Below are 18,194 nucleotides of genomic sequence, written 5' to 3'. Positions count from 1 at the left end.
CAAGACCCCTTTCGCAAGGAGAGTGAACATGCCCAAAATGCTATGGATTTCTGCCCTGATTCTCGCGGCTTCGCTGCCCGCGACTCCCGCCGCGGCGGCCGCGCCCGAGCTACTCGCCTTCCCCGGCGCGGTCGGATCGGCAGCGACGACTCCGGGCGGACGCGGGGGCAGGATCATCCGCGTGACGACGCTCGCTCCCCACGGTCCGGGCTCGTTGAAGGCGGCGATCGAGGCGAAAGGTCCGCGCATTATCGTGTTCGAAGTCGGCGGGGTCATCGACATGGGCCGCACCACGCTGACGATCACCGAGCCTTATCTGACGATCGCCGGCCAGACGGCGCCGGGACCGGGCATCACGCTGATCCGCACCGGCATCGACGTGAAGACGCACGATGTCGTGATGCGCCACCTGCGCGTCTATACCGGGGTCGACGGCCAGCCGAAGCGCAGCGGCTGGGAAGCCGACGCTTTCTCGACCGTCGCAGCGCATGACGTGATCGTCGACCATTGCACTTTTTTGTGGGCGATCGACGAGAATATGTCGGCGTCGGGGCCGCGCTTCGCGGGCAAGGATGTGACCGAATGGCGCCGGAACACGAGCCACGACATCACTTTCTCGAACAATCTCGCCGCCGAGGGACTCGCCGACGCGAGCCATCCGAAGGGCGAGCATAGCAAGGGCTCGCTCGTCCACGACAATACGACCGGCATCCTCTTCTACCGCAACATCTGGGCGCATAATGTCGAGCGCAGCCCGCTCGTGAAGGGCGGCGCGCAGGCAGCGCTGGTCAACAATCTAATTTATGACCCGCAGCACCGCGCGGTCCATTATAATCTGATGAACCTCGAATGGGTCGGCCATCCCTATGTCACGGGGCAGATCACCGCGGTCGGCAATGTCTTTCGCGGCGGCAACGACACCGACGAGGGGCTGCCCTTCCTGATGCTCGGCGGCGATGGCGACCTTCAATATTATGGCAAGGACAATATCGCGGTCGACCGGCACGGCAACGCGCTGCCCGAATTCGGGCGCTATGGCGAAACGCGTGCCGAACTGATCCGCGCGAAGGCGCCGCTCGCGCCGCTCGACGGCATCAAGATCCTGCCGTCGCGCGACGTCGAAACCTCGGTGCTCGCAACCGCCGGCGCCCGCCCCTGGGCGCGCGACGCCGAGGAAATCCGCATCCTCTTCTTCATCGCCGAGGGACGCGGCGACATCATCGACGACGAAAAGCAGGTCAGCGCCTATCCGAAGGTCGAGGCTCCGGTGCGCGCGCCCTTCGTCGAGAGCGAGTGGGATCTGGCAACGATGGAACCCAGATCGGGCCGCTATCCCGGCCAGACTGCACCGATGCCGCAGGAGCATCTGTCGGCGCGCGACCGCGATTCGCGCGGGGGCGTGAAATGAGCGCGCTCGTCGCCGCACTGCTGCTCGCGGGCGCCGGGGCCGCGCCGCCGATGGTGGTGATCGACGAGGCCGACACGGTGCGCGAAGAGCCGCCGCCGCACGGCGCGATCGGCCTATCGACCGCGTGGCGGATCAGCGACAGCGTCCCCGCGCCGCGCAGCTTCGAGTTTCGCAAGCGCGCGCTGCACGTCGGGGCGGAGATCGGTGTGCATCCCATCGCGCACGACGAAATCTATTATGTCGTCTCGGGCACCGGCATCGTCCATTCGGACGGCGAGGAAAAGGCGCTGACGCCCGGCATGGCGGCGTGGCTCTATACGGGCGCGAAGGTCGGTATTCGACAGACGGGAAGCGAGCCGCTGGTGCTGATCATCGCCTATCCCAACCCGCCGCAGGAGGAGCAGCCATGACGCTGGACCGCCGCCACCTGCTCGCCGCGGGGTTGGCGCTTCCCTTCGCCGGGCGCGCGGCGCAGGCGGCAGTGCCGACCCGCCTCGCCGATGTGGCGCCGGACGCGAGCATCGCGCTGTGGCCCGAGGGTCATCTCGCCGTCCCGCCGGGCCTCGTCGAGCGCGTCGTCCAGCGCAGCAACGATGCACAGGCGAGCGACCGGATGCTCGAGCATATCACCCGGCCGCGGCTCGACATCTTCCGGCCGGCAAAACCTAATGGCGCGGCGGTCGTCCTCGCCCCCGGCGGCGGCTATCGCTATGTGGTGATCGACAAGGAGGGCTATGAGCTTGCGCGCTGGCTGGCGGCGCGCGGGGTCACCGCCTATGTCCTCTTCTATCGCTTGCCCGGCGACGGCTGGGCGGACCGCGCCGACGTGCCGCTCGCCGACGCGCAGCGCGCGATGCGGCTGGTACGCAGCCGGGCGGCGGTCGATGGCATCGACCCGGAGCGCGTCGCTTTCGGTGGCTTTTCAGCGGGCGGCCATGTCGCGACGAGCCTGCTCACGCGGTTCGATGCGCAGGTTTACGCCCCCGTCGACGCCGCCGATACGCTTTCGGCGCGTCCCGATGCGCTTGCCGGCATCTATCCGGTGGTGTCGATGGACGCCGCGATCGCTCACCCCGGAAGCCGCGGCAATCTGCTCGGCCCCGAACCGAGCGCCGCGGCCGAAGCGCTGCATTCGCCCGAACGGCGGGTGCGCCGGGACATGCCGCCGCTCTGGCTGCTCCATGCCGAAGACGACAGCGTCGTGCCGGTCGCGAACAGCGTCCGGCTGCGCGCGGCGGCGCGTGCGATCGGCAACCCGTGCGAAAGCCATTTCTTCGAGCGCGGCGAACATGGGTTCGGGTTGATGAAGGCGGCGGGCCTGCCGGTCGCGATCTGGCCCGAGCTGCTGTGGAACTGGCTGGGCAGTCACGGGGTGGTTTAGAGTCTGATCGACCTTAAGTGAAACGCTTGCAAAGGTTCGTGTGTCCCCGCGGAGGCGGGGACCCATCTCCGGCCGGTTCGAGATGGCACCGGCAGGAGATGGGCTCCCGCCTTCGCGGGAGCACATGCTTCAATAAAAGATGATCAGGCTCTACGTCCCCGGCTGGATATAGGGCACCCGCGCGAACAGCTCGCGCTCCCAGCGGCGCGGGTCGCTCGCCACGCGGCTTTGCGTGTCGAAGACCATCGTTTCGCGCCGCTCCAGCGTATAGGCGGGCCAGCCCGGATCGCCGGTGCGCGCGAAGCGGACATAGGCGTCCATCACGGTGTCGCTCATCGCGCGCTGCGCCGGGGTAGGGTCGGGCATCGTGCCGAAGCTGAGGCCGATGTCGTCGGTGTGCTTCGCCTGTTCGAAATCGAGCTGATAGACGAAGGCGGGCGCGCCGGCGCGGGCGCGTGCCTCGGCCTCCTCGACCTGCCCGCGCCAGCTGCGCGCGGCGGTGACGATGCGGTGGAACAGCTCGAGCGGCGGGGCGTCGGGATAGCGCGCGCGGAACTCGGCGACGACCCATTCGGGATGGATGTCGATCCGCATCTCGGGCGCGATCCGCGCCGCCAGATTGCCGAAATCGAGCCCCGCGAGCGCCTTGCCATCGGGGGCGTAGAAGGCGCGCGTCTCCATCACCGTGTTGCCGAGCATCATCGGGATGCCGAGCGACTGCGGCGCGGCATCGGGCCAGAAGGGGTGCCGCGTCAGATGCACCATGTCGAGCACCGGTCCCATATAGACACCGCCGCCGAGGTAGGGATCGGGGGCGGACAGCGCGGCGATCAGGGCTTCGACGGGCGCGCTTGCGGGATCGACGCCCTCGCCGAGTTTCGCAAGGAAGGCTTCGGCGCGCGCGGTCGCGTGGAGCGGCCCCGAGGCGGTAACCTGTTGGCCGCTCATCGTGATCGCCTTGTGGAACAGCCCCTTTGCCTCCGGCATCGCCATCAAGGTCGCGATCTTCGCGCCGCCGCCCGACTGGCCGAAGACGGTGACATTGCCGGGATCACCGCCGAAGGCCGCGATATGCTGCTGGATCCATTGCAAGGCGGCGATCAGGTCGAGCTGCCCGGCGTTGCCGCTGTCCGGAAAGCGCGGATCGAGGCGTGCGAGATAGAGGTAGCCGAGCGCGTTGAGCCGGTGGTTCACCGTGACCACGACGACATCGCCGCGCGCGGCAAGATACGCACCGTCGTTGACCGGATCGGTGACGCTGCCCGCCGAATAGGCGCCGCCGTGGATATAGACCATCACCGGGCGCGGTTCTGCGGCCTCGGCGGGCGCCCATATGTTCAGATAGAGACAATCCTCCGACTGCGGCCGGTAGCGGTCGCCGCGCTGCGGACAGACGGGGCCGAAGCGGCCGCCGGGACTCGGCATCGCGTCGCCCGCCGCCATCGCCGGCGCCTGAAAGCGGGTGGCGGTGGCGTAGCGTATGCCCTTCCACGCCTTCACCGGCCGCTCGGCGTCCTGCGCCCACAAAGGGGCTGCGGCGAGCGCGAGACCGCCGGCGAGGACGGTGCGGCGGCCGATCGCGTCAGCGCCGGACATCGAGCCCGCCGCCGTGAAAGGCGTCGATGTCGGCCCGGGTAAAGCGGCTCGCATCGCCCGGCAGCGAATGTTTGAGGCAGGTGAGCGCGAGGCCCGTTTCGGCCATCGCGCGCGCGTCGCCGCCCGCGAGATGCGCGTGGAGCACCCCCGCGGCAAAGGCGTCGCCCGCGCCGATCCGATCGATGATGCCGGTGACGTCGACCTCGCCGGTCTGGTGACCGCGCTCGCGCAGATCGACCCGCGCCGCTATGCGATGATGGTCGGCGGTGAGCACATGGCGCGCCGTCGATGCGATCAGCTGGAGCTGGGGAAAGGCCGCGAAGCCGGCTTCGGCGGCCTCACGGCGCCGGTCTTCGCCGTCGCCGCTGAACGTCTGTCCAAGCACAAGCGACAGGTCGCGGTGGTTGCCGAACAGGATGTCGGCGAGGCCGATCAGCCCGGACAGCACGGCGCGCGGGTCGCTGTCCCATGCCTCCCACAGCATCGCCCGGTAATTGCCGTCGAAACTGACTGGGACGCCAAGCCGCTTTGCCGCACGGGCCGCGGCGAGCGCCGCTTCGGCCGAGCGCAGCCCGAGCGCCGGGGTGATTCCCGAAAGATGCAACAGCCGCGCACCGGCGAGCAGGGAGTCGAAGTCATAGTCGCCGGGGCCTGTCGCCGCGAAGCTCGATCCCGCGCGGTCATAGACGATCTCCGACGCGCGCAGTCCGGCGCCGACGCTGAGGAAATACAGCCCCATGCGCCCCGGCCCGGTCGTGACGGCGGCGCAGTCGACGCCCGCGCCGCGCACCGCCGCCACTGCGCCGCGACCCAGCGCATTGTCCGGAACCTTGCTCACCATCGCGCAGTCGTGCCCCAGATGCGCGAGCCCGACCGCGACATTGGCCTCGGCGCCGCCGACGTGCAGCTTGAGCGATGGCGACTGCATCAGCAATTCATTGCCCGGCGCGGTCAACCGGATCAGCAGTTCGCCGAAAAAGACCAGCCTGCCTTGTGCCATCCCCGCCTCCGTTCGCCCGCGACCGCAAGCTTCTTTTCCACTGTTTCGATGCTAACGCGCCAGCCAGCCGCCGTCGACGGCGAGAATATGCCCCTGCACATAGTCCGACGCCTGCGAGGCCAGAAAGACCGCAGCGCCGCCGATGTCGGCGGGATCGCCCCAGCGCCCCGCCGGGATGCGTTCCATGATCTGCCGGTTGCGCGTCTCGTCGGCCTGCAGCGCGGCGGTGTTGTTCGTCGCGATATAGCCGGGCGCGATCGCGTTGACCTGCACCCCCTTCGCCGCCCACTCATTCGCGAGCAGCTTGGTGAGCCCGCCGACCCCCGATTTCGACGCGGTATAGCTGGGCACGCGAATGCCGCCCTGAAAGGTCAGCATCGACGCGATATTGATGATCTTGCCCGACCCGCGCTCGATCATGTGCCGCCCGACCGCCTGACAGAGGAAGAAGAGCGTCTTCAAATTGGTGTCGATCACCGCGTCCCAATCTTCCTCGGTGAAGTCGACCGCATCGGCGCGGCGGATGATACCGGCGTTGTTGACCAGGATGTCGATGCGCCCGAAGCGGCCGAGCACCGCATCGACGAGCGGCTGGACCGCGGCAACGCTCGACAGGTCGGCGGCGAAATTTTCGGCCTTGCGCCCGAGCGCGCGCACCTTGTCGACCGTCTCGGTCGCGGGCGAGCGTCCCGCTGCGGCGATGTCGGCGCCCGCCTCGGCAAGCGCGAGCGCGATTCCCTGCCCGATGCCGGTGTTGGCGCCGGTGACCAGCGCGACTTTTCCTGTGAGGTCGAACAATTGCATCCTCTCCACTCCCTCGTCATGCCGGACTTGATCCGGCATCCATGTCTTCGGCGCCGCCTGGACCCCGGATCAAGTCCGGGGTGACGAGGGAAGGTTATTTCAGCTGGCAGATGTCGAGGACGTTCATGTCGGTATAATCGAGATTCTCGCCGCCCATCGCCCAGATGAAGGCATATTTCTTGGTCCCCGATCCCATGTGGATCGACCAGGGCGGGCTGATCACCGCTTCCTCGTTCGCAATCACGATATGCCGCATCGAATCGGGTTCGCCCATATAGTGAAAGACGCGGTCGCTTTCTTCGGGCAGGTCGAAATAGAGATAGATTTCGCTGCGCCGGTCGTGGAGGTGCGGCGGCATCGTGTTCCAGACGCTTCCCTCTTCGAGCACGGTGAGCCCGAGCAGCAGCTGCGCGCTTTCGCAGACGCCGGGAATAACGAGCTGATAGATGGTGCGCTGGTTCGAATTGGCGAGGTCGCCGCGCGCGAGCGGGTTCGCCTGATCGAGCGTGATATGCTTGATCGGGCAGACCTTGTGCGCGGGCAGCGACGCCAGATAGAAGCGCGCGCCATCGCCTTCGAACGCGACATCTTTCGACCCCATCGGAATGTAGAGACATTCCTTGTTCTTCATCTCGAAGCGCCGGCCGTCGACGCTGATCGCCCCGGGGCCGCCGATGTTCACCGCCGCCATCTCGCGCCGCTCGAGAAAAGGATGCCCCGCCGCTGATGCGGGCTCGCTCTGCTCGGGGAGCTTGAGCGCTCCGCCCTTCGGCACCGCGCCGCCGATGACGAAGCGTTCGTTGTGCGAATAGTTGAGGGTGATCCTGCCATCCACGAACATGCCCGAAACGAGATAGCGGTCGCGCAGATCGTCGTTGTCGACGCAGTCCATCATGTCGGGATGGGTGGCGTGATAGGTCTTGGCGAACATGGCATCCTCGCTTTTCGATTGGAATAAGCTGCCTCGATACAGAGCATGGTAACCGGTGTCAATCATCGAAGGGCGACAGGCGGCTGCCGGGACTGCGGTAGCGGTCGGACGCAAAAGCCGATTGCACCGGACCGCCATTTCGCTATGGGCGGCGGCGCGGGGGTTTGGCCCCCGCAAGATCGCGCCGGTGCCCCGCAAGGGGCTTAAAAGGGAACGCGGTGAGTTCGACCGGCAACGGGCGATCGAATCCGCGGCTGTCCCTGCAACTGTAAGCGGAGAGCGCGATGCACCGTTCCGGCCCCGCCGGAACAGCCACTGGGATGAATATCCCGGGAAGGCGTGCATCGAGCGACGACCCGCGAGCCAGGAGACCTGCCGGCGTGGGTCGCTCAATGCTCGGGTCCAGGGAATGGCCGGGGCACGGAGGTTTCCGTCGAGCGACGACCAGGCGGCCGGAGCCGCCTCGGCGCGGGGGATGCGGGCGACGACGCCAGCCTTGCTTCACCGCACCGGTCGATCGCCCCGCGCGCATCGGCAGGCTCCAGCCTTCGTTGCCGGCGTGCGGAGCCTTTTATGTTCAGACATTCGCTTGTTTCCTTCGTCGCGCTGATCGCCGCGACCCCTGCCCTTGCCCAGACGCCCGACACGTCGCCGGACACCTTGCCGGGCGACCAGATCGTCGTCACCGCCTCGCGCTCGGGCGAGGGCGTGCCCGCGAACCAGCTCGGCGCGTCGGTGACGGTGCTCGACGCCGAAGCGCTCGAAGCCCGCCAGACGCGGATCGTTTCCGACGTGCTGCGCGACGTCCCGGGCGTCGCGGTGAACCGCTCGGGCGGAGTCGGCGGGCTGACCCAGATCCGCATCCGCGGCAGCGAGAGCAATCATGTGCTCGTGCTGATCGACGGGATCGAAGTGTCCGATCCTTATCAGGGCGAATATGATTTCGGCACGCTGATCGCCGATCCCGCCGCGCGGATCGAGGTGCTGCGCGGGCAGCAGAGCTCGCTCTACGGCTCCGACGCGATCGGCGGGGTGATAAACTATATCACCCTGTCGGGCCGTGAAGCGCCGGGCTATGCGGCGCGGATCGAGGGCGGCAGCTTCGGCACGATCAGCGGCGGCGCGCGCGCCGCCGGCGCGTCGGGCGACTTCGACTATGCGCTGTCGGCGAGCTATTATGGCACGCAGGGCTATGCGACCGCCCGCGGTGGCGCGCGCGACGTCGGTTCGGACAGCGTCGGCGCTACCGCCAAGCTGAACTGGACGCCCAGCGATGCATTCAAGCTCAGCGGCGTTCTGCGCTACAGCTATACCGACGCCGAAACCAATCAGACCGACAATGATCCGGCGAGCCCCGCCTTCGGCTTCATCATCGACAGCCCCGGCGTTCATTCGCGCAACGAGGCCTTCTACGGCTTGCTCTCGGCCCAGTTCAGTGCCCTCGACGGACGCTGGGTGAGCACGTTGTCGGGGCAGTTCGCCGATACGACGCGCAAGAGTTTCACGCCCGCAGGGCTCGACTATGGCGACAAGGGGCAGCGCTACAAGGGCAGCTTCACCTCGAGCCTGAGCCTCGGCACCGAAGCGATGACGCACCGCCTGACCGGCGCGGTCGATGTCGAGCGCGAGAATTTCCAGAATATCACGCCCTCGGCCTTCGCCTTTCAGGGCAAGCGCCACACCGACAATGTCGGCTTCGTCGGCCAATATGAATTGCTCGCGGGCGACCTCTCGCTCGGCGCGTCGGTGCGTTACGACGACAATGACCGCTTCGACGATGCGACGACCTGGCGCGTGCAGGGCAGCTATCGCCTGCCCACCGGGACGCGGCTGCGCGCCGCCTATGGCACCGGAGTGAAGAATCCGGGCTATTTCGAACTCTATGGCTATTCGGACGGGCGCTACATCGGCAATCCGGACCTGAAGCCCGAAAAATCGAAGGGGTGGGAAGCCGGCATCGAGCAGAGTTTCGGCACGGACGACTGGGCGACGATCGGCGCGACATATTTCGACGCGAAGCTGACCGACGAGATCTTCACCGACTATCCGGCGCCCGACTATGTCGCGACCCCCGCCAATCGCACGACCGACAGCAAGCAGCACGGCATAGAGGCCTTTGCCAGCGCGCGACCCATCCCTGATATCCGCTTCGATCTCGCCTACACCTGGCTGAAGTCGGAGGAAAATGGCGTGCGCGAAGTGCGGCGCCCGCGTCATATGGGCAGCCTCAACACGACGATCTTCAGCGCCGACCAGCGCTTCTCGGGAACGCTGACGCTACGCTACAACGGGGCGATGACGGACACGGCCTATATTGATCCGAGCTATGTTCCGGTGACGGTGGCGCTGCGCGATTATGTGCTCGTCAATCTCGGCGCCGATTATCGCCTGTCGCCGCGCGTCGCACTGTTCGGGCGCGTCGAGAATCTGCTCGACACCGACTATGAGGAAATCTTCTCCTATCGCGGCGCCGGCCGCGCCGCCTATGGCGGCGTGCGGGTCAATTTTTGATGGCCGCGCGGTGAACAGGCGCCCGCTCCTTCTCGCCCTGCCGCTGCTTTGCGGTGCGGGCGCGTTGTGGGCGGCGACGGGGGCGGGACAGCCGGCAACGGCGCCCGCCAAGCCGCAGCGCATCGTGTCGATCAACCTTTGCACCGACCAGCTCGTCCTCGCGCTTGCCGATCGGCGCCAGATCGCGGGCCTGACGATCAACGCGGCCGATCCCGGCATGTCGGCCGAAGCCGCGCGCGCGCGCGGCCTGCCGATCCTGCGCAATTCGGCCGAGCCGATATTGGCGATCGACCCCGATCTGATCGTCGGTATGCCGGCGACCGGCAGCCCGGCGCTCGCCGCGCTGCCGCATGAAAATCACCGGCTGCTCGATGTCGCCATCGCGAACGGTCCCGCGCAGATTTACGCGACGATCCGCCAGACGGCGGCGGCGGTCGGCCACCCTGCGCGCGGCGAAGCGCTCGTCGCGCAGATGGAAAGCGACCTCGCCGCCCTGCCCCGCCCCGGGCGCGGGCGCGTCGCGGCCTATTATCAGCGGCGCGGTTATATGACCGGCGCGGGAACGCTGGTCGATGCGATGATGCGGCGGCTTGGCCTCGTCAATCTGGCGACGAAGCTCGGCAAGCCGCCCTTGTCGCAGGTCAGCCTCGAGGAAATGGTCGCGGCGCAGCCCGATTTCCTGATCGTCAAGCGCGCGACCGACCGGATTGACGACCAGGGCAGCGAAATGCTGCACCATCCCGCGCTCGCCGGCATCCCGCGCATCGGTGTCGCGCAGGCGTCGACCGTGTGCGGCGGCCCCGCCTATGTCGAGGCGGCGCGGAGTATCGCGGCGCAGATCGCGCGCATCGACGGAGCGCGGCATTGATGCGCGCCGCGCCGCCTCGATCGGTTCTGCTCGCCGCGCTCATGGCGCTGATGCTCGCGGCCGCGATCGCATCGCTGCGCCTCGGCCCGGTCGAGCTTTCGGCAGGGCGGCTGCTCGCCGCGACGCTGGGGAACGGCGACCGCGTCGCGCACATCATCCTGTTCGAGCTGCGCTTGCCGCGCACCCTGCTCGCGCTTGGCGTCGGCGCGATGCTCGGGCTGTCGGGCGCCGCACTGCAGGGCTATTTGCGCAACCCGCTCGCCGAACCGTCGGTGCTCGGCGCCTCGAACGCCGCGGCGCTCGGCGCGGTCGCGGCGCTCTATTTCGGGCTTGCGGCACTCCACCCGCTGATGCTGCCGCTGCTTTCGATCGGCAGCACGATCATTGCCCTCACCCTGCTGTTCCTGCTCGCCGGACGCTCGGAAAGCCCGCTGACGCTCATCCTCGCCGGGATCGCCATCGCGACGCTCGCGGGGGCGGGGATCAGCCTGGCGCTCAACCTCGCGCCCAATCCCTTCGCAGCGATGGAGATCATGACCTGGCTGCTCGGAAGCCTCGAAAACCGGTCCTTCGCGCATCTGTGGATCGCCCTCCCCTGCATCGCCGTCGGCGGCGGCCTGCTGCTGTGGGGCGGGCGCGACCTCGACGCGCTGACGCTCGGCGAGGACGGCGCGCAGGCGCTCGGCGTCGATCTGCGGCGCACGCGGCTGCGCCTGCTGCTCGGCACCGCGATCGGGGTCGGCGGCGCGGTCGCGGTGTCGGGCGCGATCGGCTTCGTCGGACTGATCGTCCCGCATCTCGTCCGCCCCTTCACCGACCGCAGCCCCTCGGCGATCCTCCTCCCTTCGGCGCTTGGCGGCGCCGCGCTGCTCACATTCGCCGACATCGGCGTGCGCACCATCGCATCGACCAACGAGCTCAAGCTGGGCGTCGTCACCGCCTTTCTGGGCGTGCCGGTGTTTCTGATCCACCTGATGCGCGAGCGCCGGCTATGGTGATGCTGACCCTTTCGGATGTCGGCGTGACGCTCGGCCGGCGCCGCGTCCTCAGCGGAATCGACGCGCAATTCGCCCCCGGCTCACTGATCGGCATCGTCGGGCCGAACGGCGCGGGCAAGTCGACGCTCGCGCGCGCGATGCTCGCGCTCGTTCCGACAGAGGGCCGGATCGAGATCGACGGCGTGGCGCCCGCCGCCCTGCCCCGCCGCGAACTCGCGAAGCGCATCGCCTATCTGCCGCAGGGGCAGTCGCTGCACTGGCCACTCACCGTCGAGCGGCTGGTCGAGCTGGGGCGGCTGCCGCACCTTGCGCCGATGTCGCACGTCGCGGCCACCGACCGGCACGCGATCGAACGGGCAATGGCGCGCGCCGACGTCCTCGATCTGCGCCATCGCGACGCCACCGAACTATCGGGCGGCGAACGCGCCCGCGCACTGCTGGCGCGCGCGCTGGCGGTCGAGGCGCCCGCGCTGATCGCCGACGAGCCGCTTGCCAGCCTCGACCCCGGGCACCAGATCGACGTGATGGAGCTGCTGCACGCCGAAGCCTCGGCGGGCGCACTGGTGATCGCGGTGCTCCACGATTTGACGATGGCGGCGCGCTATTGCGACCGGCTGCTCGTCGTCGATGCGGGCCGCATCGCCGCCGACGGGCCGCCCGCCGCGGTGCTGACCCCGGCGCTGTTGCGCACCGTCTATGGCGTCGAGGCAAGCGTCGAGACCGGCGGCGTCTGGCCCGCCGTCACGATCCTGGGCCGAGCCCCCGATTGACGGCCTATTCGAACCGTCCGCCGCGCCCGGCGCCTTCGGCAAAGCGGCCCGCACCCGCCGACGCTTCGGCTTTGAGCGGCTTCGCGCCCTCGCGACCCTCGAAGCGCAGCGCTTCGGCGAGGTCGAAATCCCACTGGCGATAGGCCGAGATGCGATCGGTCTTCATGCAGAGCGCGGGGAAGCGCGCGATTTCGGCGGCGAGCGCCTGCGCCGCCGCGAGCGCACCGCCTTCGGGCGCGAGGCGGCTCGCGAGCCCGATCGCCATCGCCTCGGCGGCATCGACCGGCCGCCCGGTCAATATCATGTCGAGCGCGCGGCCCTGTCCGACGATGCGCGGCAGGCGGACAGTGCCGCCGTCGATCAGCGGCACCCCCCAGCGGCGGCAGAAGACGCCGAAGATCGCGCTGCGCGAGGCGACGCGCAGGTCGCACCACAGCGCGAGTTCGAGCCCGCCCGCGACCGCATAGCCCTCGACCGCGGCGATCACCGGTTTCGACAGCAGCATCCGCGTCGGCCCCATCGGCCCGACGCCTTCGGGTTCGTAGCGGTCCTCGCCCGATCCGACGGCCTTGAGGTCGAAACCGGCGCAGAAATGGCCCCCCGCGCCGGTGAGCACCGCGACCGCGGCGCTGTCGTCGGCCTCGAAATCGGCGAAGGCCTGCCGCAAGGCATCGGCGGTCGCCGGATCGACGGCATTGCGGCATTCGGGACGGTCGATGGCGACGGTGCGGATCGCACCGTCATCGGTCACCCGGACGCTCATGCCGCGGGCATCGCGCGGTCGATGATCGCGCGCGTATCGACCGCCGCGTCGAAGGCGCCATAGGCGCTGCCGCGTGGGGCGAGCCGCAGACGGCAGAAGGCTTCGGCGAGCGGATTGTCCTGCGCGAGCAGCACCGCCGCCTGCGCCGCCAGCGCGACGCGCTCGACGAACAGCCGTGCGGTGTTTTCCTGCACCTGTGCCGGGTCGATACCCTCGATCCACGCGTCATAGGCCGCGTCGCGGCCGCGTTGCGCGGCGAGGAAGGCCTGCAAAGCCTCCACCCCCTCGGGCTCGCGCGCGATCGCGCGCAGCACGTCGAGCGCGATGACATTGCCCGACCCTTCCCAGATCGCATTGAGCGGCGACTGGCGGAACAGCCGCGGCATCGGCCCCGCCTCGACATAGCCCGCCCCGCCATGCGCCTCCATCGCCTCGTAGACGAGGCCCGGCGCGCGCTTGCACACCCAATATTTGGCGACCGGGGTGAGCAGCCGCGCGAGCGGCTCGCCTTCGTCGAACGCCTGCGCGAGCCGGAAGCCGAGCGCGGTCGCCGCCTCGCTTTCGACCGCCAGGTCGGCGAGGACCGCCGCCATCGCCGGCTGGTCGACCAGCCGCTTCTGGAACGCCGAGCGATGCGCCGTATGCCATAGCGCCTGCGCGAGCGCGCCGCGCATCTGCTGCGCCGATCCGATCACGCAATCGAGCCGCGTGTGCTGGACCATCTGGATGATCGTCGCGACCCCGCGCCCCTCCGGCCCCAGCCGCTGCGCGAGCGCGCCATGATATTCGATTTCCGATGAGGCGTTCGAGCGGTCGCCCATCTTGTCCTTCAAACGCATCACGCGGAACCCCGCGTTGCGCGTCCCGTCGGGGAGCCAGCGCGGCACGAGGAAACAGGTGAGGCCGCCCTCGGCATAGGCGAGCGTCAGGAACGCATCGCACATCGGCGCCGAACAGAACCATTTATGCCCGGTCAGGCTGTACCAGCCCTCCTCGCCCGCCGGCACCGCGCGGGTGGTGTTGGCGCGCACGTCGCTGCCGCCCTGTTTCTCGGTCATCGCCATGCCGATGGTGACGCCGGCCTTTTCCGCCGCTGGGCGGAAAGCGGGGTCGTAGCGGCCGCTCGCGATGCGCGGCACCCAGACGTCAGCGACCGCCGCCTCGGCGCGCAGCGCGGGCACCGCGGCATAGGTCATCGTCATCGGACAGCTCGTGCCCGAGTCGGCCTGCCCGGTAAGGAAGAGGATCGCGGCGTGGAGGGCATGGCCGTGCGCGCTGCCGTCCCACGCCGACGCCGCGAAGCCGCTGTCGAGCCCCAGCCGCATCAGTTCGTGATAGGCGGGGTGAAAGCGCACCTCGTCGACGCGGTGGCCATAGCGGTCGAAGGTTTCGAGCACCGGCACCTGCCGGTTCGCCTCGACGCCCCATTCGATCACCTCGGCCGAGCCGCAGCGCTGCCCGAGCGCGGTCAGCCGCGCGCCATGCTCGCCCGCGCCCGCGTGCGTCACCGCATCGACGAGCGCGCGGTCGCCGGTGAACAGATTCACATTTTCGAACGGCGGCGGCTGGTTGAACACCTCGTGCGTGTCGAGGCGGTCGATCGGCTGGATCGCGGTCATATTCTCTCTCCTCAATCGTCGGCGGGCAGGCGCTTCGACACTTGGCTCGCGATCGGATCGCCGCTGTCACGCTCCGCGACCGCCTGTTTGAAACCGACCTCCTGCGCGCGTTCGCGGAACCAGATGCCCTCGGGCGAATGGCGCGAAACGCCGTCGAACAAGGTCGCGAACATCTGCGTATTGTTGAGGCCCATATTGTCATAGGCCTGATTGACCACGGTCTTGGTCATCATCAGCTGGTTCCTCGGCACCCCGCGCAGCCGCCCGGCGAGCCGCTCGACCGCATCGTCGAGTTCGGCCTCGGGCACCGCTTCGAGCGCAAGGCCGATACGCTCCGCCTCGCGCCCGTCGATCAGATCGCCGGTCATCATCATCCGCTTCGCCATCTGCGGCCCCAGCCGATAGACCCACATCGCCGGAGTCGGCACGCCCCAGACGCGCGCGGGAGGATAGCCGATGCGCGCATCCTCGGCCATGATCAGGAAATCGCAGCACAGCGCGATGTCCGACCCGCCCGCGACGGCGGCACCGTGAACGCGCGCGATCGTCGGCTTGGTCGCGCGCCACAGCGCCATGAAATCCTGCGTGTTGCGCCACATCATCTGGAAATCGAGCGTCGGGTCCCACGGCATGTCCTGCGACCCGCTGATCTCGCCCTTGCGCTCGGCATAATGTTTGAGGTCGTATCCGCCGCAAAAGCCCGGCCCCGCGCCACGCACGACGATGACATGGACATCGGGATCGGCCTCCGCCTTCTCGACCGCGGCGCGGATTTCGCGCGGCATCCCGTGCGCGATCGCGTTGAAATGCCCGGGGCGGTCGAGCGTGATCGTCGCGACGCGGTTTTCGGTGGCATAGGACAGCGTTTCGAAGGGCATCAGTCGGTCTCCTGCGGCGCATGGACGGCGCCGGTTTGAAAGGCAGCAGCGATCTCGTCGGGGTCGAGCCCGGCGTCGCCGAGGACGGCGCGGCTGTGTTCGCCGACGCGCGGCGCATGGGCGTCGAGTCCCGGCCTTGCGCCGTCGAAGCGCGCGACCGCACGGGTGCGGCGCACCGTCCCCGCCTGCGGATGATCGGTCAGCGCGACGAAATCGTCATGAACGAGCTGCGCATGGCCGGGCAGCGCGCCCGAGCGGTTGGCGACCCCGCACGGCACGCCCTCGGCGACCAGCCGCGCCACCGCTTTTTCGGTCGTCAGCGCGGCGATGCGCGGCGCCGAAATCGCGCGCAGGTCGTCCCAGTTCAAAAAGCGCGCGGTCATATCCGCAAAGCGCGGGTCGGCGAGCAGCTCGGGCGCGTCGATCGCGCGCGCCCAGCCTTTGAACTCGGCCTGCGACAGCATCACGACGACCACCCAGCCGTCGGCGGTCGCCCAGGGGCGATAGACGGCGGCGATGTTCGGCATCCGCGACGGGCTATCGGGAAAGGCCTGATCGCCGTGGAGGTCGATCCAGCCATAGGCGACCGCCGCCTCGAGCATCGAGATGTCGATCACCGCCCCCTTTCCGCTGCGCTCGCGCGCAACGAGCGCGGCGGTCGCCGCCTGCGCCGCATAAAGCCCTGCGGTCTTGTCGCAGATCCATTGCGGCGCGAGCACGGGGCCGTCTTCGCCCCAGCTCACCATGCCCGATTCGGCCTGCACGATTGGATCATAGGCGCGCGCACCCGCCATCGGCCCCTCCTGCCCGAAACCGCTGATCCGCGCGATCACGAGGTCTGCGCGAAGCGCGTGGAGCGCGTCGGTGCCGAGTCCCAGCCGCCCCATCACCCCCGGGCGGAAATTGTGGATGAGCAGGTCGGCGTGCGGCACGAGGCGGCGGAGCAGCGCCTGCCCCTCCGCGCGCGCGAGGTCGATCGCGACCGACTGCTTGCCGGCATTGAGCGCGACATGCGCCGAACTGAACCCCGGCGCCGCGACCGCGCCGAGCAGCCGGGCGCGGTCGCCCTCGGGCGGCTCGACCTTCCACACGCGCGCGCCCTGCTGCGCCATGATCTGCGTCGCGAGCGGACCGGCGACGACGCTGGTGAGATCGATCACCGTGATGCCTTTTAGCGGCAGCATCTTCCTCTCCATGAAAATTTATTGCATATATTGTCTGATATGGACGAAATACGCAATATAGCAAAATCCGCCGATGCGCCGATGAGCGCGCGGATGCTGATCCTCGACCTGCTCGACACCGGCGATCCGCCCTCCTTCTCCGCCGCCGAGCTTGTCCGCGCCGGCGCCGCCTTCGGGATCGAAGCGCCCGGAATCCGCACCGCGCTCACGCGGCTCAAGGCCGAAGGGCGCGTGCGCACGCTCGCGCGCGGGCGCTACACGATCGGCGCACGCGCCGAGCCGCTCAAGGCGCGCATTCTCGGATGGCGAACGCGGCTCGACAGCCGCCGCGAATGGGACGGCCGCTGGCTGCTGGCGTTCGCGGGGCCGCAGGAACGCGCCGACCGCACCGCGTGGCGCCGCACGCTCCGCGCGCTCGAGCTCGAAGGATTCGCCGAAGCCGAGGTCAATCTGTGGGTCCGCCCCAACAATCTCGACGGCGGCGCCCCCGGGCTGCGCGACCGCCTCGCGCTGCTCGACGCGGCACGATCCCTGCTCGTCGTCGAAGCGGGCGGACTGGACCGCGACCGCGAAGACCGGTTCCGGCGGCTGTGGGACGGCGCCGGCCTGTCCGCAGCGCACGAACAACTCGGTACGATGCTCGAACGCAGCGCCGGGCGGATCGACACGATGCCGATCGAGGCCGCGGCAGCCGAGACGCTGACGCTCAGGCGCCAGGCGATCCGCAGCATCATGCGCGACCCGCTGTTGCCCGAGGCGCTGTGCGCGACCGGCTCGCTCGCCCGCCTGATCGCGGCGATGACCGGTTACGACCGGATCGGCAAAACCGTGTGGCGCGATTATCTGCGCGGGTAGCGCGGGCGACCTATAGCGCCAGCGTCACGGCCGCGAGGGTCGCGGCGACGATCGCGGCGAGAAGCAGGATGCGCGGCACATGACGGCGCAACAGGCGCGCCATTCGCGATTCGGGCGGCGGCCATTCGCCGAGGCCGGCGGGCGGGCTGTCGCGCGGCGGCGCGTCGACACCCGGCGCCGCCGATGACCGGGCGGTCAGCTTGGGCCCGCTGATCCCGCTCGCCAGCGCGAGCTTTTCAAAAGCGATCGCCATCTTCTCTTCCTTGAGATGTCCGCCGATCGCCTCCGGCCATGCCACAGGCGCGGGCAGAGCCAGCGCCTCGACCGCGCGCTCCATTTCCAGATCGAGCGCGTGCAGATGGTCGATGGCGGCCATCGCCTGCACCCGGTCGCCGCGCTCGAGCGCCAGTTGCAGCCGGGTGAGCGACAACAGGCCAGCGCGGCAATATTGCAGGTTCAACGCGAGGCCGGCGGCCGGCGGCCGGCCATCTTCGTGCGGCGCAGCGGGACGAGGCGCGGCGTCGCTTCCCTCCGGCATCGATAGCGCGCCCATGGTCCCGTCTCCTTCCTGCTGAACGACCCCAAAGGCGTAGGACGATCGGGCAGGACGCAGGAGTCCCGATCGGGT

At 68.9% G+C, this 18,194-nt stretch carries 17 protein-coding genes and 1 riboswitch; of the genes, 8 read left to right on the top strand and 9 right to left on the bottom strand.

Annotated features, from left to right (window positions below):
• The first annotated feature begins 28 nt into the window (after window positions 1–28).
• Genes CHB69_RS12980 through CHB69_RS12970 form a run of 3 tightly spaced genes read left to right on the top strand, consistent with a single transcriptional unit; the run spans window position 29 to window position 2,789 of the window.
• Window positions 29–1,408 carry a pectate lyase family protein gene (locus CHB69_RS12980; protein WP_089216488.1) on the top strand — a complete coding sequence of 460 codons (1,380 nt, stop codon included), beginning with the start codon at window positions 29–31 and terminating at the stop codon, window positions 1,406–1,408.
• The gene (locus tag CHB69_RS12975) at window positions 1,405–1,818 is read left to right on the top strand and encodes a cupin domain-containing protein (RefSeq protein WP_089216428.1); all 414 of its coding nucleotides are present in this window, start codon (window positions 1,405–1,407) and stop codon (window positions 1,816–1,818) included. The genes CHB69_RS12980 and CHB69_RS12975 overlap by 4 nt, the downstream gene beginning before the upstream one ends.
• Window positions 1,815–2,789, top strand: coding sequence for an alpha/beta hydrolase (locus CHB69_RS12970; protein ID WP_089216427.1), 975 nt, complete (start codon window positions 1,815–1,817; stop codon window positions 2,787–2,789). The genes CHB69_RS12975 and CHB69_RS12970 overlap by 4 nt, the downstream gene beginning before the upstream one ends.
• A 150-nt stretch (window positions 2,790–2,939) precedes the next feature.
• Here the strand turns inward: CHB69_RS12970 and CHB69_RS12965 are convergent, their stop codons facing one another.
• The 4 genes from CHB69_RS12965 to kduI form a co-directional block, all read right to left on the bottom strand.
• The gene (locus CHB69_RS12965; protein ID WP_089216426.1) at window positions 2,940–4,385 is read right to left on the bottom strand and encodes a carboxylesterase/lipase family protein; all 1,446 of its coding nucleotides are present in this window, start codon (window positions 4,383–4,385) and stop codon (window positions 2,940–2,942) included.
• Window positions 4,372–5,385, bottom strand: coding sequence for a sugar kinase (locus CHB69_RS12960; protein ID WP_089216425.1), 1,014 nt, complete (start codon window positions 5,383–5,385; stop codon window positions 4,372–4,374). Before CHB69_RS12960 ends, CHB69_RS12965 begins: the two co-directional genes overlap by 14 nt.
• A 51-nt stretch (window positions 5,386–5,436) precedes the next feature.
• Window positions 5,437–6,189 (bottom strand): 2-dehydro-3-deoxy-D-gluconate 5-dehydrogenase KduD, encoded by a 753-nt coding sequence (kduD, locus tag CHB69_RS12955; RefSeq protein WP_089216424.1) that lies wholly within the window; start codon window positions 6,187–6,189, stop codon window positions 5,437–5,439.
• Window positions 6,190–6,283: 94 nt separating this feature from the next.
• A complete protein-coding gene (gene kduI / locus CHB69_RS12950; RefSeq protein WP_089216423.1) occupies window positions 6,284–7,120 on the bottom strand; it encodes a 5-dehydro-4-deoxy-D-glucuronate isomerase in 837 nt (278 codons plus the stop codon).
• A gap of 169 nt (window positions 7,121–7,289) precedes the next feature.
• A riboswitch (cobalamin riboswitch) is annotated at window positions 7,290–7,514 on the top strand.
• Between the two features lie 179 nt (window positions 7,515–7,693).
• On the opposite strand from kduI, the gene CHB69_RS12945 reads away from it, so the two are divergent.
• The 4 genes from CHB69_RS12945 to CHB69_RS12930 are packed head-to-tail and all read left to right on the top strand — an operon-like array spanning window position 7,694 to window position 12,267.
• Window positions 7,694–9,631 (top strand): TonB-dependent receptor plug domain-containing protein, encoded by a 1,938-nt coding sequence (locus CHB69_RS12945; protein WP_089216422.1) that lies wholly within the window; start codon window positions 7,694–7,696, stop codon window positions 9,629–9,631.
• A gap of 10 nt (window positions 9,632–9,641) precedes the next feature.
• On the top strand, window positions 9,642–10,499 hold the full coding sequence (locus CHB69_RS12940) for an ABC transporter substrate-binding protein (protein ID WP_245836766.1): 858 nt from the start codon (window positions 9,642–9,644) through the stop codon (window positions 10,497–10,499).
• Window positions 10,499–11,497 (top strand): FecCD family ABC transporter permease, encoded by a 999-nt coding sequence (locus tag CHB69_RS12935; RefSeq protein ID WP_089216420.1) that lies wholly within the window; start codon window positions 10,499–10,501, stop codon window positions 11,495–11,497. The genes CHB69_RS12940 and CHB69_RS12935 overlap by 1 nt, the downstream gene beginning before the upstream one ends.
• Window positions 11,491–12,267 (top strand): ABC transporter ATP-binding protein, encoded by a 777-nt coding sequence (locus tag CHB69_RS12930; RefSeq protein ID WP_089216419.1) that lies wholly within the window; start codon window positions 11,491–11,493, stop codon window positions 12,265–12,267. Before CHB69_RS12935 ends, CHB69_RS12930 begins: the two co-directional genes overlap by 7 nt.
• Before the next feature lie 4 nt (window positions 12,268–12,271).
• Here the strand turns inward: CHB69_RS12930 and CHB69_RS12925 are convergent, their stop codons facing one another.
• From CHB69_RS12925 to CHB69_RS12910, 4 genes are read right to left on the bottom strand one after another with little or no spacing between them, the layout of a single operon-like run.
• The gene (locus CHB69_RS12925; protein WP_245836764.1) at window positions 12,272–13,018 is read right to left on the bottom strand and encodes a crotonase/enoyl-CoA hydratase family protein; all 747 of its coding nucleotides are present in this window, start codon (window positions 13,016–13,018) and stop codon (window positions 12,272–12,274) included.
• An 8-nt stretch (window positions 13,019–13,026) separates the two neighbouring features.
• A complete protein-coding gene (locus CHB69_RS12920; protein ID WP_089216417.1) occupies window positions 13,027–14,649 on the bottom strand; it encodes an acyl-CoA dehydrogenase family protein in 1,623 nt (540 codons plus the stop codon).
• Between the two features lie 11 nt (window positions 14,650–14,660).
• Window positions 14,661–15,527, bottom strand: coding sequence for a crotonase/enoyl-CoA hydratase family protein (locus CHB69_RS12915; RefSeq protein ID WP_089216416.1), 867 nt, complete (start codon window positions 15,525–15,527; stop codon window positions 14,661–14,663).
• The gene (locus tag CHB69_RS12910) at window positions 15,527–16,711 is read right to left on the bottom strand and encodes a CaiB/BaiF CoA transferase family protein (RefSeq protein ID WP_170935553.1); all 1,185 of its coding nucleotides are present in this window, start codon (window positions 16,709–16,711) and stop codon (window positions 15,527–15,529) included. Before CHB69_RS12910 ends, CHB69_RS12915 begins: the two co-directional genes overlap by 1 nt.
• A gap of 39 nt (window positions 16,712–16,750) precedes the next feature.
• On the opposite strand from CHB69_RS12910, the gene CHB69_RS12905 reads away from it, so the two are divergent.
• Window positions 16,751–17,566, top strand: coding sequence for a hypothetical protein (locus tag CHB69_RS12905; RefSeq protein WP_245836763.1), 816 nt, complete (start codon window positions 16,751–16,753; stop codon window positions 17,564–17,566).
• Between the two features lie 10 nt (window positions 17,567–17,576).
• Here the strand turns inward: CHB69_RS12905 and CHB69_RS12900 are convergent, their stop codons facing one another.
• Window positions 17,577–18,119 (bottom strand): hypothetical protein, encoded by a 543-nt coding sequence (locus CHB69_RS12900; RefSeq protein ID WP_089216414.1) that lies wholly within the window; start codon window positions 18,117–18,119, stop codon window positions 17,577–17,579.
• Window positions 18,120–18,194 lie beyond the last annotated feature (75 nt).

The organism is Sphingopyxis indica (genome assembly GCF_900188185.1).
Classification (GTDB): Bacteria; Pseudomonadota; Alphaproteobacteria; order Sphingomonadales; family Sphingomonadaceae; genus Sphingopyxis; species Sphingopyxis indica.
Note: the sequence above shows the minus strand (reverse complement) of the source record. Positions and strands in the feature narration are given on the sequence as shown.

Coding starts and splice junctions, on each gene's coding strand:
- CHB69_RS12975 (WP_089216428.1), top strand. CDS start 1,405: ATGAGCGCGCTCGTCGCCGCACTGCTGCTCGCGGGCGCCGGGGCCGCG.
- CHB69_RS12980 (WP_089216488.1), top strand. CDS start 29: ATGCCCAAAATGCTATGGATTTCTGCCCTGATTCTCGCGGCTTCGCTG.
- CHB69_RS12930 (WP_089216419.1), top strand. CDS start 11,491: ATGGTGATGCTGACCCTTTCGGATGTCGGCGTGACGCTCGGCCGGCGC.
- kduI (WP_089216423.1), bottom strand. CDS start 7,120: ATGTTCGCCAAGACCTATCACGCCACCCATCCCGACATGATGGACTGC.
- CHB69_RS12970 (WP_089216427.1), top strand. CDS start 1,815: ATGACGCTGGACCGCCGCCACCTGCTCGCCGCGGGGTTGGCGCTTCCC.
- kduD (WP_089216424.1), bottom strand. CDS start 6,189: ATGCAATTGTTCGACCTCACAGGAAAAGTCGCGCTGGTCACCGGCGCC.
- CHB69_RS12910 (WP_170935553.1), bottom strand. CDS start 16,711: ATGCTGCCGCTAAAAGGCATCACGGTGATCGATCTCACCAGCGTCGTC.
- CHB69_RS12960 (WP_089216425.1), bottom strand. CDS start 5,385: ATGGCACAAGGCAGGCTGGTCTTTTTCGGCGAACTGCTGATCCGGTTG.
- CHB69_RS12965 (WP_089216426.1), bottom strand. CDS start 4,385: ATGTCCGGCGCTGACGCGATCGGCCGCCGCACCGTCCTCGCCGGCGGT.
- CHB69_RS12900 (WP_089216414.1), bottom strand. CDS start 18,119: ATGGGCGCGCTATCGATGCCGGAGGGAAGCGACGCCGCGCCTCGTCCC.
- CHB69_RS12945 (WP_089216422.1), top strand. CDS start 7,694: ATGTTCAGACATTCGCTTGTTTCCTTCGTCGCGCTGATCGCCGCGACC.
- CHB69_RS12920 (WP_089216417.1), bottom strand. CDS start 14,649: ATGACCGCGATCCAGCCGATCGACCGCCTCGACACGCACGAGGTGTTC.
- CHB69_RS12905 (WP_245836763.1), top strand. CDS start 16,751: ATGGACGAAATACGCAATATAGCAAAATCCGCCGATGCGCCGATGAGC.
- CHB69_RS12915 (WP_089216416.1), bottom strand. CDS start 15,527: ATGCCCTTCGAAACGCTGTCCTATGCCACCGAAAACCGCGTCGCGACG.
- CHB69_RS12935 (WP_089216420.1), top strand. CDS start 10,499: ATGCGCGCCGCGCCGCCTCGATCGGTTCTGCTCGCCGCGCTCATGGCG.